General features: G+C 61.9%; 13 protein-coding genes and 1 pseudogene. 7 read left to right on the forward strand and 7 right to left on the reverse strand.

Annotated elements, in window-relative coordinates; translation table 11 throughout:
* The 5 genes and pseudogenes from BLQ55_RS32315 to BLQ55_RS25190 all read left to right on the forward strand — a co-directional run.
* Positions 1–256: pseudogene (locus BLQ55_RS32315) on the forward strand (IS481 family transposase); the annotation flags it as partial.
* Between the two features lie 497 nt (positions 257–753).
* Positions 754–2,769, forward strand: a complete 2,016-nt coding sequence (locus BLQ55_RS25175) for a ribonucleoside triphosphate reductase (protein WP_092257912.1) — start codon at positions 754–756, stop codon at positions 2,767–2,769.
* A gap of 31 nt (positions 2,770–2,800) precedes the next feature.
* Complete coding sequence (gene nrdD, locus BLQ55_RS25180; RefSeq protein WP_092174522.1) at positions 2,801–2,962, forward strand: anaerobic ribonucleoside-triphosphate reductase; 162 nt, start codon at positions 2,801–2,803, stop codon at positions 2,960–2,962.
* Positions 2,959–3,654 (forward strand): anaerobic ribonucleoside-triphosphate reductase activating protein, encoded by a 696-nt coding sequence (locus BLQ55_RS25185; RefSeq protein WP_256326648.1) that lies wholly within the window; start codon positions 2,959–2,961, stop codon positions 3,652–3,654. Before nrdD ends, BLQ55_RS25185 begins: the two co-directional genes overlap by 4 nt.
* Before the next feature lie 112 nt (positions 3,655–3,766).
* Positions 3,767–5,386 carry a methyl-accepting chemotaxis protein gene (locus BLQ55_RS25190; protein ID WP_092257918.1) on the forward strand — a complete coding sequence of 540 codons (1,620 nt, stop codon included), beginning with the start codon at positions 3,767–3,769 and terminating at the stop codon, positions 5,384–5,386.
* Between the two features lie 151 nt (positions 5,387–5,537).
* Here BLQ55_RS25190 and BLQ55_RS25195 read toward each other — a convergent pair whose 3' ends face one another.
* Genes BLQ55_RS25195 through BLQ55_RS25210 form a run of 4 tightly spaced genes read right to left on the reverse strand, consistent with a single transcriptional unit; the run spans position 5,538 to position 8,632 of the window.
* Positions 5,538–6,905, reverse strand: a complete 1,368-nt coding sequence (locus BLQ55_RS25195; RefSeq protein ID WP_092257921.1) for a 4Fe-4S binding protein — start codon at positions 6,903–6,905, stop codon at positions 5,538–5,540.
* Positions 6,893–7,747, reverse strand: coding sequence for an FTR1 family iron permease (locus tag BLQ55_RS25200; protein WP_092257924.1), 855 nt, complete (start codon positions 7,745–7,747; stop codon positions 6,893–6,895). Before BLQ55_RS25200 ends, BLQ55_RS25195 begins: the two co-directional genes overlap by 13 nt.
* Positions 7,748–7,769: 22 nt before the next feature.
* Entirely contained in the window at positions 7,770–8,099 is a 330-nt protein-coding gene (locus BLQ55_RS25205; protein ID WP_092257927.1) for a cupredoxin domain-containing protein, read from the reverse strand.
* A 2-nt stretch (positions 8,100–8,101) separates the two neighbouring features.
* Positions 8,102–8,632 (reverse strand): iron transporter, encoded by a 531-nt coding sequence (locus BLQ55_RS25210; RefSeq protein ID WP_092257930.1) that lies wholly within the window; start codon positions 8,630–8,632, stop codon positions 8,102–8,104.
* Between the two features lie 204 nt (positions 8,633–8,836).
* Between BLQ55_RS25210 and BLQ55_RS25215 the strand changes: the two genes are divergently transcribed.
* A complete protein-coding gene (locus tag BLQ55_RS25215) occupies positions 8,837–9,064 on the forward strand; it encodes a DUF3079 domain-containing protein (protein ID WP_060742110.1) in 228 nt (75 codons plus the stop codon).
* Between the two features lie 145 nt (positions 9,065–9,209).
* Here the strand turns inward: BLQ55_RS25215 and BLQ55_RS25220 are convergent, their stop codons facing one another.
* From BLQ55_RS25220 to BLQ55_RS25235, 3 genes are all read right to left on the reverse strand, one after another.
* Entirely contained in the window at positions 9,210–10,949 is a 1,740-nt protein-coding gene (locus BLQ55_RS25220) for a dipeptidase (protein ID WP_092257933.1), read from the reverse strand.
* A 350-nt stretch (positions 10,950–11,299) separates the two neighbouring features.
* Positions 11,300–13,300, reverse strand: a complete 2,001-nt coding sequence (locus tag BLQ55_RS25230) for a peptidase U32 family protein (RefSeq protein WP_092257938.1) — start codon at positions 13,298–13,300, stop codon at positions 11,300–11,302.
* Positions 13,301–13,418: 118 nt separating this feature from the next.
* Positions 13,419–14,987 (reverse strand): sensor domain-containing diguanylate cyclase, encoded by a 1,569-nt coding sequence (locus BLQ55_RS25235; protein ID WP_092257941.1) that lies wholly within the window; start codon positions 14,985–14,987, stop codon positions 13,419–13,421.
* Positions 14,988–15,114: 127 nt separating this feature from the next.
* Between BLQ55_RS25235 and BLQ55_RS25240 the strand changes: the two genes are divergently transcribed.
* Complete coding sequence (locus BLQ55_RS25240; protein WP_092198467.1) at positions 15,115–15,573, forward strand: metallophosphoesterase family protein; 459 nt, start codon at positions 15,115–15,117, stop codon at positions 15,571–15,573.
* The last annotated feature ends 66 nt before the right edge of the window (positions 15,574–15,639 follow it).

Consider the following 15,639-nt stretch of genomic DNA (forward strand, 5'->3'; position numbering starts at 1 on the left):
TCGAGCTTATCCGGAGAAGCTACCGGAAATGGGGTATGCGAGCCACATTGAGTGTTACCTGGCAGATGGTAGCGGAATTATTAATCGAGCCGGTCTGCGGATATACGTGGGGAATCTGCTCAGGCATCAGAACATTGGAATGGAGATGATCAAGGACGGGGTATGGAATGTGATCTTCGGTCCGGTGATCCTAGGTCACGTCAATGCCAGGGACGCAAAGAACGGCTATGTTTCAATAAAAGTGTCACCTATGTGAATGCACTTTTTTGTAACCCATGTGGTTGTCCCGTACATGCCCCACCACTCGGTGCCTCGCCTAGGCTCGGCATGCCCTCTCTCCGGCATTGCTCCGTGGGCCGCCGCGAAGGGCCATCCATGGCCCAGCGCGGCTACCTCGGCATCCATGCCGAGGTGCCCACTACGCAATGCCTGCGTTCGGCCAGCGTGGTCAACGGGGCCCAGATCAAAAGCCAGCGCGAGGCGGCCTGCCAGCCGGCCTGGCTCTCACTGTCGTGCTCCGATCCAACTGTGGGAGCGAGCTTGCTCGCGAATGCGGCCTTATAGCCGACCTCGTTCTCACGGTCGTGCTCCGAGCCCATTGTACGAGGCGCATTGCCCACCCTTCCAAGCGGGTTGGCAGTCGCCCCCGATTCTTGATATCGATCAATTGCATCTCGAACATTTAGCCGTACTCTCCACTGCATATTGTGTTTATACGAATTAAAAAGCCTATATGTAGTATCTGGAGCCAAAATGCAGAGCACGTTGATCTCAGTAGGGTGTAACCGCTTGCACAAGCGCGATGGCAGTGTGGTCGCTTTTGATGCGGACAAGATCCGCCAGGCGCTGATCGCCGCCGGCAAGGCCACCGATGAGTACGCCGAAGCTGAGGCCGAAGGGTTACTCGAGGCGGTATTGGCGCGGCTGGAAGGGCAGACGCGGTTGAACGTCGAGCAGATCCAGGACCGCGTCGAGCGGGTTCTGATGGACGCCGGGTATTTCCTATCCATGCGTGCCTACATCGTCTATCGCGAGCAACACGGACGCCTGCGTCGGGATCGCCGTACACTGGTGGAAGTCGCCACTTCGATGAACGAATACCTGGATCGCGAAGACTGGCGCGTGCAGGCCAACGCCAACCAGGGCTATTCCCTCGGCGGGCTGATTCTCAACGTATCGGGCAAGGTCACCGCCAATTACTGGCTCGACGAAGTCTACAGCCAAGCCATCGGCGAGGCGCACCGCGAGGCGGACCTGCACATCCACGACCTGGACATGCTCGCCGGCTACTGTGCCGGCTGGTCGTTGCGCACCCTTTTGCATGAAGGCCTCAACGGCGTGCCAGGGCGGGTCGAGGCCGGGCCGCCCAAGCACCTGAGCAGCGCCCTGGGACAGATGGTGAATTTCCTCGGCACCTTGCAAAACGAATGGGCCGGCGCCCAGGCGTTCAGCTCGTTCGATACCTACCTGGCGCCTTATGTGCGCAAGGACCAGCTCAACTACGACCAGGTTCGCCAGTCGCTGCAGGAGTTCATCTACAACCTCAACGTGCCGTCGCGCTGGGGCACGCAAACCCCGTTCACCAACCTGACGTTCGACTGGGTCTGTCCCCAGGACCTGCGCGAACAGATCCCGGTCATCGGCGGTGAAGAAATGCCGTTCGCCTACGGTGACCTGCAAGCGGAAATGGAATTGATCAACCGCGCCTACATCGAGGTGATGCAGGCCGGCGATGCGAAAGGCCGGGTCTTCACGTTCCCGATCCCGACCTACAACATTACCCATGACTTTCCGTGGGACAGCGAGAACGCCGACCGGCTGTTCGAAATGACCGCCCGCTACGGCTTGCCGTATTTCCAGAACTTTCTCAACTCGGACATGCAACCCAACCAGGTACGGTCGATGTGCTGTCGCCTGCAACTGGACGTGCGCGAGCTGCTCAAGCGCGGCGGCGGCCTGTTCGGTTCGGCGGAACAGACCGGGTCCCTGGGCGTGGTGACGATCAACTGCGCGCGCCTGGGCTACCTGTACAAAGGCAACACCAGCGGGTTACTGCAACGCATCGATACCCTGATGGAACTGGCGAAAGAGAGCCTGGAGGTCAAGCGCAAGGTCATCCAGCATCACATGGACGCCGGTTTGTATCCCTACACCAAGCGCTACCTCGGCACGTTGCGCAATCACTTCTCCACCATCGGCGTGAACGGCCTGCATGAAATGCTGCGCAATTTCACCGATGACCAGCAAGGCCTGCACATCGAGCAGGGACGGGCGTTCGCCCTGAAACTGCTGGATCACGTTCGGGCCACGTTGCTGCGCTTCCAGGAGGAAACCGGCCACCTCTACAACCTGGAAGCCACGCCCGCCGAAGGCACCACGTACCGCTTCGCCAAGGAAGACCTCAAGCGCTACCCGGATATCCTGCAGGCTGGCAGCCCGGTCGCGCCGTATTACACCAACTCGTCGCAACTACCAGTGGGGTTCACCGAAGATCCGTTCGAAGCCCTGGAGCTGCAGGACGAACTGCAATGCAAATACACCGGTGGCACTGTGCTGCACCTGTACATGGCCGAGCAGATTTCCTCGACCCAGGCTTGCAAGCAACTGGTGCGCAAGGCCCTGGGCCGGTTCCGCCTGCCGTACCTGACTATCACGCCGACCTTTTCCATCTGCCCGGTGCACGGCTATCTGGCCGGCGAACACGAGTTTTGCCCCAAATGCGACGAGGCCTTGCTGCTGCAACAGCAGTTGGCAGGCAGCGTTCACTGATCCGATCCATCGACCGCAAGGAGCTTCACCCATGAATGCATCACAAAGCCTTCCACCCGCACAGCGTCAACGTTGCGAAGTCTGGACCCGCGTGATGGGTTATCACCGCCCGGTGGCGGCCTTCAACCCTGGTAAGCAATCCGAGCATCGTGAGCGGGTGCACTTCACCGAACGCGCGGCCGGGCGTCCATGAGTCGAGTGCTACGGGTCGGGGGCATGGTGCCCCTGACCACCCTCGATTATCCGGGCCAACTGGCCTGCGTGCTGTTTTGCCAGGGATGCGCCTGGCGTTGTCGTTATTGCCACAACCCGCAACTGATCCCACCGCGTGGCAGCGAGGAGGTGGAGTGGTGCCGGGTATTGGCGTTCCTGCAACGCCGTCAGGACCTGCTCGACGCAGTGGTGTTCAGCGGTGGCGAACCGACCTTGCAGGACGGCCTGGCGCCAGCGATGGAGGAGGTGCGGCAAATGGGGTTTCGCATCGGCCTGCACAGCGCCGGTATCAAGCCGGCGGCCTTCGCCAAAGTGGTCGGGCTTGCCGACTGGGTGGGGTTTGACATCAAGGCCTTGCCTGAAGATGCCTTGGACGTGACACGGGTCGAAGGCAGCGGCGCCGCCAACTGGCGCAGCCTCGACCATCTGCTGGCCAGCGGCGTGGATTATGAGTGCCGCACCACTGTGCACTGGCATCTGTTCGATCCCGAACGCCTGTTGGCCCTGGCCCGACGTTTGAGCGAGCGCGGCGTCACCCGGTTTGCCGTGCAACTGGTGCGCACGGCGCGGATGCTCGATCCGCATCTTTCCAGTGTCTCGGCACACGCCTTGCAACCAGAGTTGTGGGCCGCCCTGCGCGAGCTGTTTCCTTCGTTCGTGTTGCGCAGTTGACCGAGCGTTGGCACGAGCGACCGACAGCGGCCCGGGATGACCGGGCCACTCTTTTTTCATGGTTTTCAAATGCGCTGCCAGTCGGCAGGTAATTGAACAGGGAGCATTTGACATGACCAGATTCACCACCGCCCAACGCATCGTGATCGGCTTCACCATCGCGCCACTGGCCTTGATCGCTTTGGCCTTGTACGCCTTGAACGACCTGGCGATGCTGCGCGACCAGGCTGTGCAGATCGTCAAGCAGGATTGGCCGAAGATCGACCCGATCATGGTCATCGCTACGGGCGTGCGCGATAACGCCAGGAACACCCGGGACTTGTTGATCGACAAGAACAATACGCAAGTGCAGCAGTCCATCGACGCCACCCGGCAACGGATTACCCAGGCTTTCGCCACGCTGGAACCGCTGTTCGATCAGCCCGAAGGCAAAGCCGCGTATGCCGAGCTGAAGAAGCGCCGCGAGGCCTACGTGGCGGCGTTCGTCCAGGTGCAGGCGTCGATCCGCCAGGGTGCGACGGAGGCGGCGCTGATGCAGCTCAAGCAAGGCGTGATCCCGGCGGAGCTTGAGGTGTACAAAAGCCTCGAAGGCATGATGGCGATGCAGGGCAGGGTTTTTGTCGAACGTGAACAGCAGGCTTCGGCGCGATACAACGATGCACGGCGCAACGTGCTGGCGCTGGTGTTGGGTTGCCTGGTCCTGGTGAGTACCGTCGCGTTGCTGGTGACCCGCAGCGTGACCCGCCCACTGGGCGGTGAGCCCAATGATGCGGCGCGGCTGCTAAGTCTCATCGCCCAAGGTGACCTGACCATCCGGGTGCCGGTGGGGATTGGCGCGAACGACAGCTTGATGAGCAACATGCACGACATGCAGCAGAGCCTCAACGCCATGGTCCGGCACATTGCGGCCTCGGTGGATCGGGTGGCCAGTTCTTCCGAAGAACTGAGTGCTGTGAGCAGCCAGACCAACAGCACCTTGCAGTTGCAAGGGCTGGAAATCGAACAGGCTGCAGCGGCGGTGAACCAGATGACCGCTGCAGTGGATGAAGTGGCACGCAATGCCGTAAGCACTAGCGAAGCTTCACGAGTGTCCGAGCAAACCGCCCACCGCGGCCGTGAACAGGTTCAGGAAACGGTGGCTTCCATTTCGGCGCTGGCGGACGGTGTGACGGACAGCTCAGGGCGAATCCAGCAACTGGCCGGACGCGTCCAGGACATCAGCTCAGTCTTGGATGTGATCCGCAGCATTGCTGAACAAACCAACCTGCTGGCCCTGAACGCCGCCATTGAAGCGGCCCGTGCCGGTGATGCCGGGCGTGGTTTCGCGGTTGTGGCCGACGAAGTCCGGGCGCTGGCCCATCGTACTCAGGTTTCGACCCGGGAAATCGAGGGCATGATCGGCAGTATTCGCTTGGACAGTGGGCAGGCAGTGACCTCGATGCAAAACAACAGCGAACTGGTGCAGGCCACCCTGCAGGTGGCCCAGCGCTCCGGCGATGCCCTGGATGAAATCGCCCATTCGATCTCGCAGATCAACGAGCGCAACCTGATGATCGCCAGCGCCACGGAACAGCAAGCCTTGGTGGCTCGAGAGGTGGACCGCAACCTGGTGGGCATTCGCAACTTGTCCGAACAGGTGTTGCTGGGTGCCCGGCACACGGATACAGCGGGGCAGGACCTGGCACAGATGGCCGGTTCGCTGCATGAGACGGTGGCGCGGTTCAAGGTGTAGCCGGTATGGCACCAGAACGCTACAGCAATTGACCTCGCCGCTAAATTTCCTGTGGGAACGGGCTTGCTCGCGAAAGCGGTGGGGCAGCCACAGTGATGTTGGCTGTGCCGACGTCATCGCGAGCAAGCTCGCTCCCACAGGATCTAGTGTGTCACCACCCCCAAAACTGCAACCACCACCCATAACCCACCCAACCGCTGGCCGCTATCAGGCAGGCCGTGGCGACCAGTCGCCGAACGGGCGATGCAGTCGTCTGCGCCAGGCGTTTCCAGCCCAGCCACAGGCTCCAGGTCATCGCCGCCACCAACACCCCGGCTCGAGCCGGCTGCACCCATGCCAGCAACAGCCCTTCATAGCGCAGCAATTTGACGGTGGTGGCCGACAGACCGAGGAACAGGCCTGCACCCCCAAGGGGCGTCAGGGTGATGGCTAAGGGCCAATATTGTGCGGAATCGCCCACGAGTCGTGCTGCCAGGCGCATCAGCAGCATCAGCGAAGTCCCCAGTAACAGGGCACTCATGCCCAGATAGCCGACGATGCAAAAGCCATCGAGCCAGCTGAAGCTGTCGTTGAGTTGCGGATAGTGCGTCAGCAACCACCAGGGCGCGTTGTCTTGTAGCGGCCAGAGCAGGTCGTGTGCCACCAGCCATTGCGCCAGTGCCTGCTTCAGGGCGATGAACCAGGGGCTGACGGTCCATTGAAAGGCGCCCATGGCCAGGCCGATGACGCCGAACAGCAGCAGGCGCACATCCCAGGGCGAGAGTGTGGTGGGCGTTGACTGAAGGATTTCCTGGTTGCTGGAGCGGGCGATCAGGCGCACCGCATCACGCTGGCCGCTGCAGCGACCACAGGCGTGGCAATCGGTGGCCCCGCGCAGGCGGCGGATGTCCAGCAGTGGCGCGCAGTTGGGGGCAGGGCGCCGGGGTGCCGGGTTTTCCAGCCAGCGTTGTTCGTCCACCTGAAAGTGCACCGGGGCCAAGCGGGCGAGCAGGGCAAACACACCACTGACCGGGCACAGGTAACGGCACCACACCCGCTTGCCCCGGGCGAACAACAGGCCGACGACCACCGCGGCGACGGTCGAGCCACCCAGGATCAGCAGCGCCGCCTGGGCATAGTCGTAGACGCTGATGAGTTGCCCATAAATCGTCGTCAGGCAGAACGCCAGGGTCGGCCAGCCGGCCCAGCGCACGCTTCTCGGCACACCCAGGCCCTTGCCGTAGTGACTGGCCCATTCACTCAAGGCGCCTTCGGGGCACAACACGCCGCACCAGAGCCGACCGAACAGCACGATCGAGAGCAATACGAACGGCCACCACAGGCCCCAGAACAAAAACTGCGCCAGCAGCGTGAGGTTGTCGAACAGGTGTGCCTGATTGCTGGGCACTGGCAACAGGGCGGGTATCACCAGCAGCACCGCGTAGAACAGCACCACCGCCCATTGCACGGCGCGAATGGTCGCGCCGTGGCGCCGCATGCCGTCGCCCAGGCGCTGGAGCCAGGGATTCAGGTGGGGCATGGCAGGTTTTGCGCCTTGCTTGGCCGCAGCCATCCCGCGACGGTCAGCCAATAGCCTATCCACACCAAGAGTGTCAGCGCGCTGGGGCTGGCGCGATACCCGGCGAAATCGGCGAGGAATCCGCCCAAGCCATGGCCGTCGTCCAGTATCGCGCTGCTGTTCCACAGTGCATCGCCAATGCCACGGTACACCGGCTCGGGCCAATCCATCGCGAGCAATTGCCCGCCGATCCGCTCGATGCCGCTGACCAGCAACGCCGCACCCAACAGCAGCAGGATCGCTTCGCTGATGGCGAAGAAACGCGGCCAGGAGATGAACCGGCGACTGCCGTGGAGCAAGGAAACGGTCAGCAGCGCCAGCACCAGGCCAGCGATTGCACCCACGGCGAACAGGCCCAGTGACGGCCCTTGCAAGCGGGCGCCGGCGCCGTACAGGAAGACCACGGTTTCACTGCCTTCGCGGCTGACCGCCAGTAACGCCAGCACCATCAGGCCCAGGCCACCCTGGCGGTTCAGGCGCTGGTCGGCTTGGCGCGACAGGTCCTGCTTCAGTGTCCCCGCGTTGCGATGCATCCAGCCGACCATTTGCACGATCAACAGACTCGCGATCAACGCCAGCGAAGCCTGGAACCATTCATTGGCGCTACCGCTCATGGCTTCGCCGGCCAGCAGGATCAAACCCGCCAGCACGCCCGACAACAGCAAACCCAGGAGTGCGCCGCTCCATAGGTACCGCAACAGATGGCTGGCCTGTTGTTGCCGGCTGACCCAGGCCTGGAGAATCCCGATCACCAACAACGCCTCGACGCTTTCGCGCCAGACAATAAACATCGATTGAGTCATGCAAATGCCTCCTGCAGGCCGATCATTGGGCGAGAATCCCGCCCTCGGGCAGTTGCGGGTTGAATTCATCGAAAAACGGATAGTGCCCGGGGCGCAGCGGATGGATGACCACGAAGGTCGTGACGCCGGGCGAGAGCACTTTTTCGACGCGCAATGGCGTGCTTTCGAATTCCGCAGGGCCCTGGCCGACATTCTTCAGCACGATCTTGAAGCGTTGCCCGGCCGGCACTTCCAGCTGCGACGGCGTGAAATGCCCGTCGCGCATGCTCAACTCATAGGTGGGCAGTTCGGCCTGGGCGATTGACGGCAGCAGCAGCCAGGCCAGGCATGACAGCCAGGGGCGGCGGCGCATGTTCAATACCCGCCTTTTTTACCGATCCCGGCGTAGACGAATTCGTAATGCAGCTCGCAGCGTTCGAACCACGGCGCCACGCCGGTTTCCTTGTCGGTATGACGACCGAGGGACGCATGGCCAGCCGGTGGCAGGACGGTGAAGGTCAATTGGTATTTGCCAGGGCCGAGCAGCTTGACGTTGTCACCGTAGTGCGGCCCGTCATTGGCGACCATGGCGTGGAAGCCGCCCTTGAGCTCGGTGTCGTTGCCTTGTTTTTTCAGCTGGAACGACACGTTGAGATAGGGTACGAAACTGCCTTCCTGAAAGCCTTGCTGGTTGTCCGCCGTGGCGCGGATGTCGGCTTCCAGGTGCACATCCGAATCTGCGGTGGCGCGCATCATGCCGGCGGGGGCCATTTCGATCGGTTGCAGGTACACCGCACCGACTTCCAGCCCCGGGCACAGTTGCGGTTCGCCGATGGGGTATTCCTTGGCTTGGGCCAGCGGTGCGAGCAACAGCAGGGCGAGGGACAACGGAGCAACGGAGCGCATGATGACTTCCTGGTTGGCTAAATGATGGCGCCGAGTCTAGGAAGCTTCGCTGCGAATAATAATGATTCTTGTCAATTTCCAGCGCGAAATTCTGCTCGGGGAGCATCCGTTCGCTCCCGCGCGGGTGTTCTTGATCGGGATCAAGGGTGGCGCTGTCCCGACGGGGTAGGGTACGAGCACACCCATCTGTTATGCGGGGTCGCCATGGCAAAGCCTTTTCCCATCAGTCCCAAACATCCCGAGCGTATTTGCTGGGGCTGTGATCGTTACTGTCCGACCACTGCGTTGGCCTGTGGCAACGGTGCCGATCGAACCATGCACCCGGCCGAGATGATCGGAGATGACTGGTACTTGCATGGTGATTGGGGGCTGGAGCTGGTCGACATTACCGCCAAGGTCATCGACCCCAGCGCCACTCACATGAAGGAATGAAGTAACCCTGTGGCGAGGGGATTTATCCCCGCTGGACTGCGAAGCAGTCCCCAGAATTTTGCGGTCGCTGCGCAACCGAGCGGGGATAAATCCCCTCGCCACATTAGAACCAGAAAACCTCACTGGCTTTCCCGAGCAGGGATATTTACAACTTCGGCAACTGCCCGATCCGCCCCATCATCTCGGTCACGATCTGCAAGTCCAGCAGGAACTGCTCCACCGTCTTGAACTCGTTGTCGTTGTGGCCGGTGTACTTGACGTCGGGCATCGCCAGGCCGAATTGCACGCCGTTGGGCAGGTCATGGACCGAGGTGGCGCCGGCGGAGGTGCCGTATTTGTGTTCCATGCCCAGGTTCTCGCTGGCCACGGCCAACAGCGCCTTGACCCATTCTCCCTCGGGGTTGCGGTACATCGGCTCGTCGATGGAATAGTCGAAAGCCACCGCAATGTGGGATTTCTTGCTCCAGGCGGCCAGCTTGTCGGCAATGTCAGTCTTGATCTCTTCGGTGGGCTTGCCGACCGGTACCCGCAGGTTGACCGCCAGTTTGAAGGTCTTCTCATCCATCCCGACGAAGGTCAGGGATGCGGTCAGCGGGCCCATGAAGTCATCGGAAAAGCCAATCCCCAGTTTGTTGCCCAGATAGTCCAGGCCCCAGTTGTCGGCGGCGTAGCGGGCGGCGTCGGTGATGTGGTTGTGTTTGAGCGCGACCTTGCCGTCCAGGCCATTGATGAAGTCCAGCATCCGCGCGACCGGGTTGACGCCTGACTCGGGCTCGGAGGAGTGGGCGGATACGCCGGTGAAGGTCAGTTGCACGTCCTTGCCGACGACCTGGGTGCCCACTTCGAAATTGCCGCCGTTGCGCTTGGCATAGTCGGTCGCGGCCTTGAGCAGCTCGGCAGCCAGTTCGGCAGGCTTGTCGCTGGCGAAGGTGGCCACGGAGGTCGATGGAATCTGATTGGTCGCCAGGCCGCCGGTCAATGCGGTGATTTGCGCGCCCTTGCCCTGTGCCGTACGCCGGGCGAAGTTCGCCATGACGGTGCCGTAGCCTTTCTCGGCAATCACCACCGGGTAGCCGCCATCCAGCGCCAGGTTGTAGTTGGGCGTCGGGTTGCGCTCGAAATAATAGGGAATGGCGTCGCCGGTGGTTTCCTCGGTGGTGTCGACCAGCAGCTTGAAGTTGCGCGCCAGTGGCAGTTTTTCTTCCTTGATGATCTTCATGGCGTAGAGGGCCACGACGATGCCGTTCTTGTCGTCCTCGGTACCTCGGCCATACATGCGGTCGCCCACCAGGGTGACCTTGAACGGATCAAGGCGGGTGCCGTCTTTCAACACCCAGTTTTGCGGCGTGACCGGCACCACGTCGGCATGGGCATGGATACCGACGACTTCGTCACCGCTGCCTTCGAGGGAAATCTCATAGACGCGGTTGTCGATGTTGCGGAAGTTCAGCTTGAACGCCTCGGCCAGGCTCTTGATCTTGTCGGCGATCTTGAGGAATTCCGGATTCTCGTGCTGGGCTACACCGTCCTTGCGAAAGGTCGGGATGGCGACCAGTTCCTTCAGCGTCTCGGTGGCGGCTTTGCCGTATTTCACCCGGGCGTAGAGACCCAGCAGGCGATGGATTTCGTTCTGTTGTTCAGCCGACAGGGTTTTGTTGTCCTGGAAGGCGCTGATGGCCGGGCCCAGGTTCGCGGTTTTGGCGAGGTCGCTTTTGGCCACTTCTGCGAGGAACTGCCGGAAATCGGTGACGGAAGTGTCGGAGAAGGTTTTGACGAGGGTCGCGCTTTGTTGTGCGGTGATATTGGCGTTGGCCGACATCGCGAATGACGACAGGCTGGACAGTACGAGGGTGGCAACGGCAAGACGCTTGAACGGAAAGTTCATGTTGGCAGGCATTCCTTTGCAGGGGAGAAGTGTCGGTTGATGAAACAATCACTTACAACCTAACACCCCGAACCCGCGGCGGGGGAGCCCTTGAACAGAATTTGTCGCCCGGAAAAGCGAAAACGGCGCAGAAATGAAAAATCCATTCCAACCAGCCGACACTCAGTGTGGGAGCGGGGCACACGCTTTGTGAACACCCGTAACCCAATGTGGGAGCGAGCTTGCTCGCGATAGCGGTGGGTCAGCTTGCATCCATGCTGATCCTGTTGACGCCATCGCGAGCAAGCTCGCTCCCACAGGGTATCTGTGGTGGGCACCCACTCCCACAAGGAAAACGGGGGGGTAATGGTTTAATGCGGTGCGCGTGGAATTGTCTTGAGCAGATCTTCAGGGCTGATATGGCCCACCACGGGCTGCGCCGTGCTGCCGGGCAATGGCAGGTCAAGGATGTGTCCCTTGATCTTGCCGACCACATGCATCTCGCAGGGTTTGCAGTCGAACTTCAGCGTCAGCACTTCATCGCCGTGTATCAGTTGCATCGGCGCGACCTTGGTGCGCACGCCGGTGACACCCTTGGCCTGCTTGGGACAGAGGTTGAACGAGAAGCGCAGGCAGTGCTTGGTGATCATCACCGGCACTTCACCGGTTTCCTCGTGGGCCTCGAACGCCGCGTCGATCAGCTTGACCCCGTGGCGATGATAGAAGTCCCGGGCTTTCTGGTTGTAGACGTTGGCCAGGAACGACAGGTGCGACTCCGGGTACACCGGCGGCGGGCTGGTCTCGGCCTTGCGGCCACCGCGTGGGTGGGCTTCGATGCGGGCGGCGGTCAGGGCTTCGATGACTTCGCGGCGCAATGCCTTGAGCTGCGAGTTGGGAATGAAGAATGCCTGGGGCGCATCCAGCTCGATGGCGGTGGCGTGGTATTCGGTGGTGCCCAGTTGGCCGAGCAGGTCGTGCAGTTGCTCCAGGGCCTGTTCCGGCTTGTTGGCCAGGCCGAACGGCCCGTCCAGGGCGATGCTGGCGCTGATGCCTTCCTCGCTGGTGGCGGTCAGTTCCAGGCGCTCTTCCCGCAGGCGCGCGACCCAGGCCAGGCCGACCCGGCGCTCGGAGGAGGTCTTGAGCAACGCTTGCTGCCAGTTGTGATCCAGGTTGCGGCTCAACGGGTGGTTGGGACGCAGCTGGTACATGCCGGCCGGCATTTCGTTGGGTTCGACGCGGTAGCGGTAGCGCTTCTGGCCGTCCTCTTCGAATTCACCCTTGGGCTCGGCGATGTTGGCGCGGAAACCGACCACTTCGCGCTTGACCAGCACGTTGAGACCGTCGCCGTTGGACAGCGGATCGAAGGTCACCACTTGCAGGTCGCGCTTGCCGACTTTTTCCACCACGCCCACCGGCACGCCGGTAAAGGTTGGCGAATCAAAGGCACCGATGTCGATCTTGCGCTCGCTGACGAAATAGTCGGTGCTGCCGCGGTGGAAGGTCTTGTCCGGGTCGGGGACGAAGAAGTGCGCGGTGCGGCCGCTGGACGCGCGGGCCAGGTCCGGGCGGTCTTCGAGGACATCGTCCAGGCGCTGGCGGTAATAGGCGGTGATGTTCTTCACATAGCCCATGTCCTTGTAGCGCCCTTCGATCTTGAACGAACGTACGCCGGCTTCGACCAGGGCACGGATGTTGGCGCTCTGGTTGTTGTCTTTCATCGACAGCAGGTGTTTTTCATAGGCGACCACCCGGCCCTGGTCATCCTTGAGGGTGTAGGGCAGGCGACAGGCCTGGGAGCAGTCGCCACGGTTGGCGCTGCGGCCGTTCTGGGCGTGGGAGATGTTGCACTGGCCGGAAAAGGCCACGCACAGCGCACCGTGGATGAAGAACTCGATGGCCGCATCGGTCTCGTCGGCGATGGCGCGGATTTCCTGCAGGTTCAGCTCACGGGCCAGGACCAGTTGCGAGAAACCGGCCTGGTCGAGAAACTTTGCCCGGGCCAGGGTGCGGATGTCGGTCTGGGTGCTGGCGTGCAGCTCGATGGGCGGGATATCCAGCTCCATCACCCCGAGGTCCTGGACGATCAACGCGTCGACGCCGGCGTCGTACAACTGGTGGATCAGCTGGCGGGCCGGCTCCAGTTCATTGTCGTGCAGGATGGTGTTGATGGTCGTGAACACACGGGCGTGGTAGCGGTGGGCGAACTCCACCAGCCGGGCAATATCGCCCACCTCGTTGCAGGCGTTGTGACGCGCGCCGAAACTCGGGCCACCGATGTACACGGCGTCGGCGCCATGCAGGATGGCCTCGCGGGCGATGGTCACGTCGCGGGCGGGGCTGAGCAATTCCAGATGATGTTTGGGCAAGGACATTTGTTTTTAGTCAGGCTGGTCACGGTCGAAGCGCGCATTGTAGCCGCCAGGCGCCTCGCCGGCACCTGTGGACTTGGTTTTGCACGATCCTGACCGATGCGCGGCGCTCCCGCGGCGTTCACCCCGGCGTCGAGTCGGCGCTGCACCAGCGGTTTCGCCCGGTGTTTTTCGCCAGGTACAAGAAGGCGTCTGCGGCCTTGATCAGCATGGCCGGGGTAACGTCCTCGCCGCTTGGCTGGCAGGTGGTGATGCCCGCGCTGATGGTCACGATGCCCAAGGGATGGTCGCCATGTTCAATGTTCAAGGCCCTGACCGCTTCGAGGATCTGCTGCGCGACCTTGATGGCCCCAGTGCTGTCGGTGTTTGGCAGCAGCACGGTGAACTCTTCACCGCCGTAGCGGACCGCCAGGTCGCCCGGCCTTTTGATGGTCTGCCCGAGCGCGGCTGCAATCGCCCGCAGGCAATCGTCCCCGGCGGCATGGCCGTATCTGTCGTTGAAACGCTTGAAGTAATCGACGTCGAGCATGATCAGGGCCAGGGACGAACCCTGGCGCCTGGCCAGGCGGAGCTCATCGGCCAGGGCGATGTCCAGCCGCCTGCGGTTGCCCAGCCCGGTCAGGCTGTCGGTCAGCGCCATGTCGCGCATGGCCTGGTGGGCGCTGCGAATCTGCTTCTCCATGGCCATGCGATAGCGCAGCTGGCTCAACACGATGAGCCCGAAGCCCACCAGGATCGCGATCAGGAAAATCAGCACCAGACCGGTCTTGAATAGGTCGCGGCGCCAGGGCGCGATGATCGATTCGCGGGACAAGCCGGCTTCCACCACCAGCGGATAAGTGGTCAGGGCCCGGTAGCCGTACAGGCGCTCGGTGTCGTCGACGACGGCCTTGGCTTCGGCGACCCCTTGGTTGGAGGTGGGTAAATGTTCCCTGAAAATCACGCTGTTGACGAGGCTCTTGCCAATCACCGAAGCGACGAAGGGACGTCGGACCAGGATCGTTCCGCTGCGCTTGGCCAGGACCAGTGCGCCTTTGCCATCGATTTTGAAGTCGCCGTAGTAGTCGACGAAATAGCTGACCTTCACGGTTCCCAGCAATACGCCGGCAAACGAGCCATCAGGGTTGTTCAGGCGGCGGGAAATGGGAATGATCAAGTCGTTGGTGGAGCGGCTCTTGACGACGTCACCGATGCGCACGCCTTGATCCTCGTGGGTACGGTGGTATTGGAAGTAGTCGCGGTCGGCGTTGTTCGCCATTTCCGGGATCGTTTCCTTGTCCGTCACCAGCCATTGGCCGTCCGGGCCGTAGATAAACAACCCGTGCAGTTGCGGCATGATGGCGGCCTGCTGCACCAATAGCTTATGGATGCGCGGGATGTCCATGTTCTGCAGGCCATCGCCCTCCACCCGTTCGGCGAGGGCGGCGGTGACCACATCCACTTGTCGAATGGTATCTTCAGCGTGCTGGGCCGTCGCCCGCGCCAGGTTCGTCACCGAATCCCGGGCAGACGCAAAAGCGGCGCGGTAGTCGCGCCAGGCCCTCCAGCCTTCGACGGCCAGGAAGGCGATGACGACCACGAGCATGAAACTCACGGTCAGCCGGAATGCCGCTCCTGCCCGCACGGCTTGCTGGGAGAAGGCCTCATCGGGGCTTTCGATCTTGGGCTCTGGCTGCTTGCGTCCGAGCATTGACGTATCCTTTCCACGACGGGTCCGCACTTTTCACGGCGCAGCCTATCCTATTCGAATTCAGCATGTTAGCTGACTGCGACGAGGCAGGTACGAGCGGCGACACACGATTGGGGAGAAAGGTTTCATGAAAGTCGGTGTCATTTCCGATACCCACGGCCTGCTACGCCCCGAAGCGCTTGCCGCGCTGCAAGGCTGTGAGCGGATCATTCATGCCGGTGACATCGGCAGCCCCGATATTCTGGCGCAACTGGCATGCCTCGCTCCGTTGTACGTGGTGCGTGGCAATAACGACCGGGGTGCCGAGTGGGCGGGGCAGCTTGCCGATCGCCTGCAATTCGAACTGGACGGCTGGCCGGTCCTGTTGGTGCATGACATCGCCGATGTCCAGGCGGCACTGGACCCGGCCGTGAAGTGGGTGATTACCGGCCATTCCCACAAGCCGAGCATCGAATGGCGCGGCGAACGGCTTTACCTCAACCCCGGCAGCGCTGGCCGGCGGCGTTTCAAGCTGCCGGTGACGCTGGCGTTGGTTGAGGTGGAGGCTGGGCTGATCGAGCCGCGGATCGTTCAGTTACTGGAATGACCGGCGGAGTCTTGCCTGAAGGCGTGTAGCCCTCGTCTTTTCTCGTTGGCACAGAAAAGCTGTACA

It is taken from the genome of Pseudomonas sp. NFACC13-1, assembly GCF_900104425.1.
GTDB classification, from domain to species: domain Bacteria; phylum Pseudomonadota; class Gammaproteobacteria; order Pseudomonadales; family Pseudomonadaceae; genus Aquipseudomonas; species Aquipseudomonas fluorescens_AA.

Excerpts from the sequence above, each read along its gene's own strand:
- BLQ55_RS25175 (WP_092257912.1), top strand. The coding sequence starts at position 754 with ATGCAGAGCACGTTGATCTCAGTAGGGTGTAACCGCTTGCACAAGCGC.
- nrdD (WP_092174522.1), top strand. The coding sequence starts at position 2,801 with ATGAATGCATCACAAAGCCTTCCACCCGCACAGCGTCAACGTTGCGAA.
- BLQ55_RS25185 (WP_256326648.1), top strand. The coding sequence starts at position 2,959 with ATGAGTCGAGTGCTACGGGTCGGGGGCATGGTGCCCCTGACCACCCTC.
- BLQ55_RS25190 (WP_092257918.1), top strand. The coding sequence starts at position 3,767 with ATGACCAGATTCACCACCGCCCAACGCATCGTGATCGGCTTCACCATC.
- BLQ55_RS25195 (WP_092257921.1), bottom strand. The coding sequence starts at position 6,905 with ATGCCCCACCTGAATCCCTGGCTCCAGCGCCTGGGCGACGGCATGCGG.
- BLQ55_RS25200 (WP_092257924.1), bottom strand. The coding sequence starts at position 7,747 with ATGACTCAATCGATGTTTATTGTCTGGCGCGAAAGCGTCGAGGCGTTG.
- BLQ55_RS25205 (WP_092257927.1), bottom strand. The coding sequence starts at position 8,099 with ATGCGCCGCCGCCCCTGGCTGTCATGCCTGGCCTGGCTGCTGCTGCCG.
- BLQ55_RS25210 (WP_092257930.1), bottom strand. The coding sequence starts at position 8,632 with ATGCGCTCCGTTGCTCCGTTGTCCCTCGCCCTGCTGTTGCTCGCACCG.
- BLQ55_RS25215 (WP_060742110.1), top strand. The coding sequence starts at position 8,837 with ATGGCAAAGCCTTTTCCCATCAGTCCCAAACATCCCGAGCGTATTTGC.
- BLQ55_RS25220 (WP_092257933.1), bottom strand. The coding sequence starts at position 10,949 with ATGAACTTTCCGTTCAAGCGTCTTGCCGTTGCCACCCTCGTACTGTCC.
- BLQ55_RS25230 (WP_092257938.1), bottom strand. The coding sequence starts at position 13,300 with ATGTCCTTGCCCAAACATCATCTGGAATTGCTCAGCCCCGCCCGCGAC.
- BLQ55_RS25235 (WP_092257941.1), bottom strand. The coding sequence starts at position 14,987 with ATGCTCGGACGCAAGCAGCCAGAGCCCAAGATCGAAAGCCCCGATGAG.
- BLQ55_RS25240 (WP_092198467.1), top strand. The coding sequence starts at position 15,115 with ATGAAAGTCGGTGTCATTTCCGATACCCACGGCCTGCTACGCCCCGAA.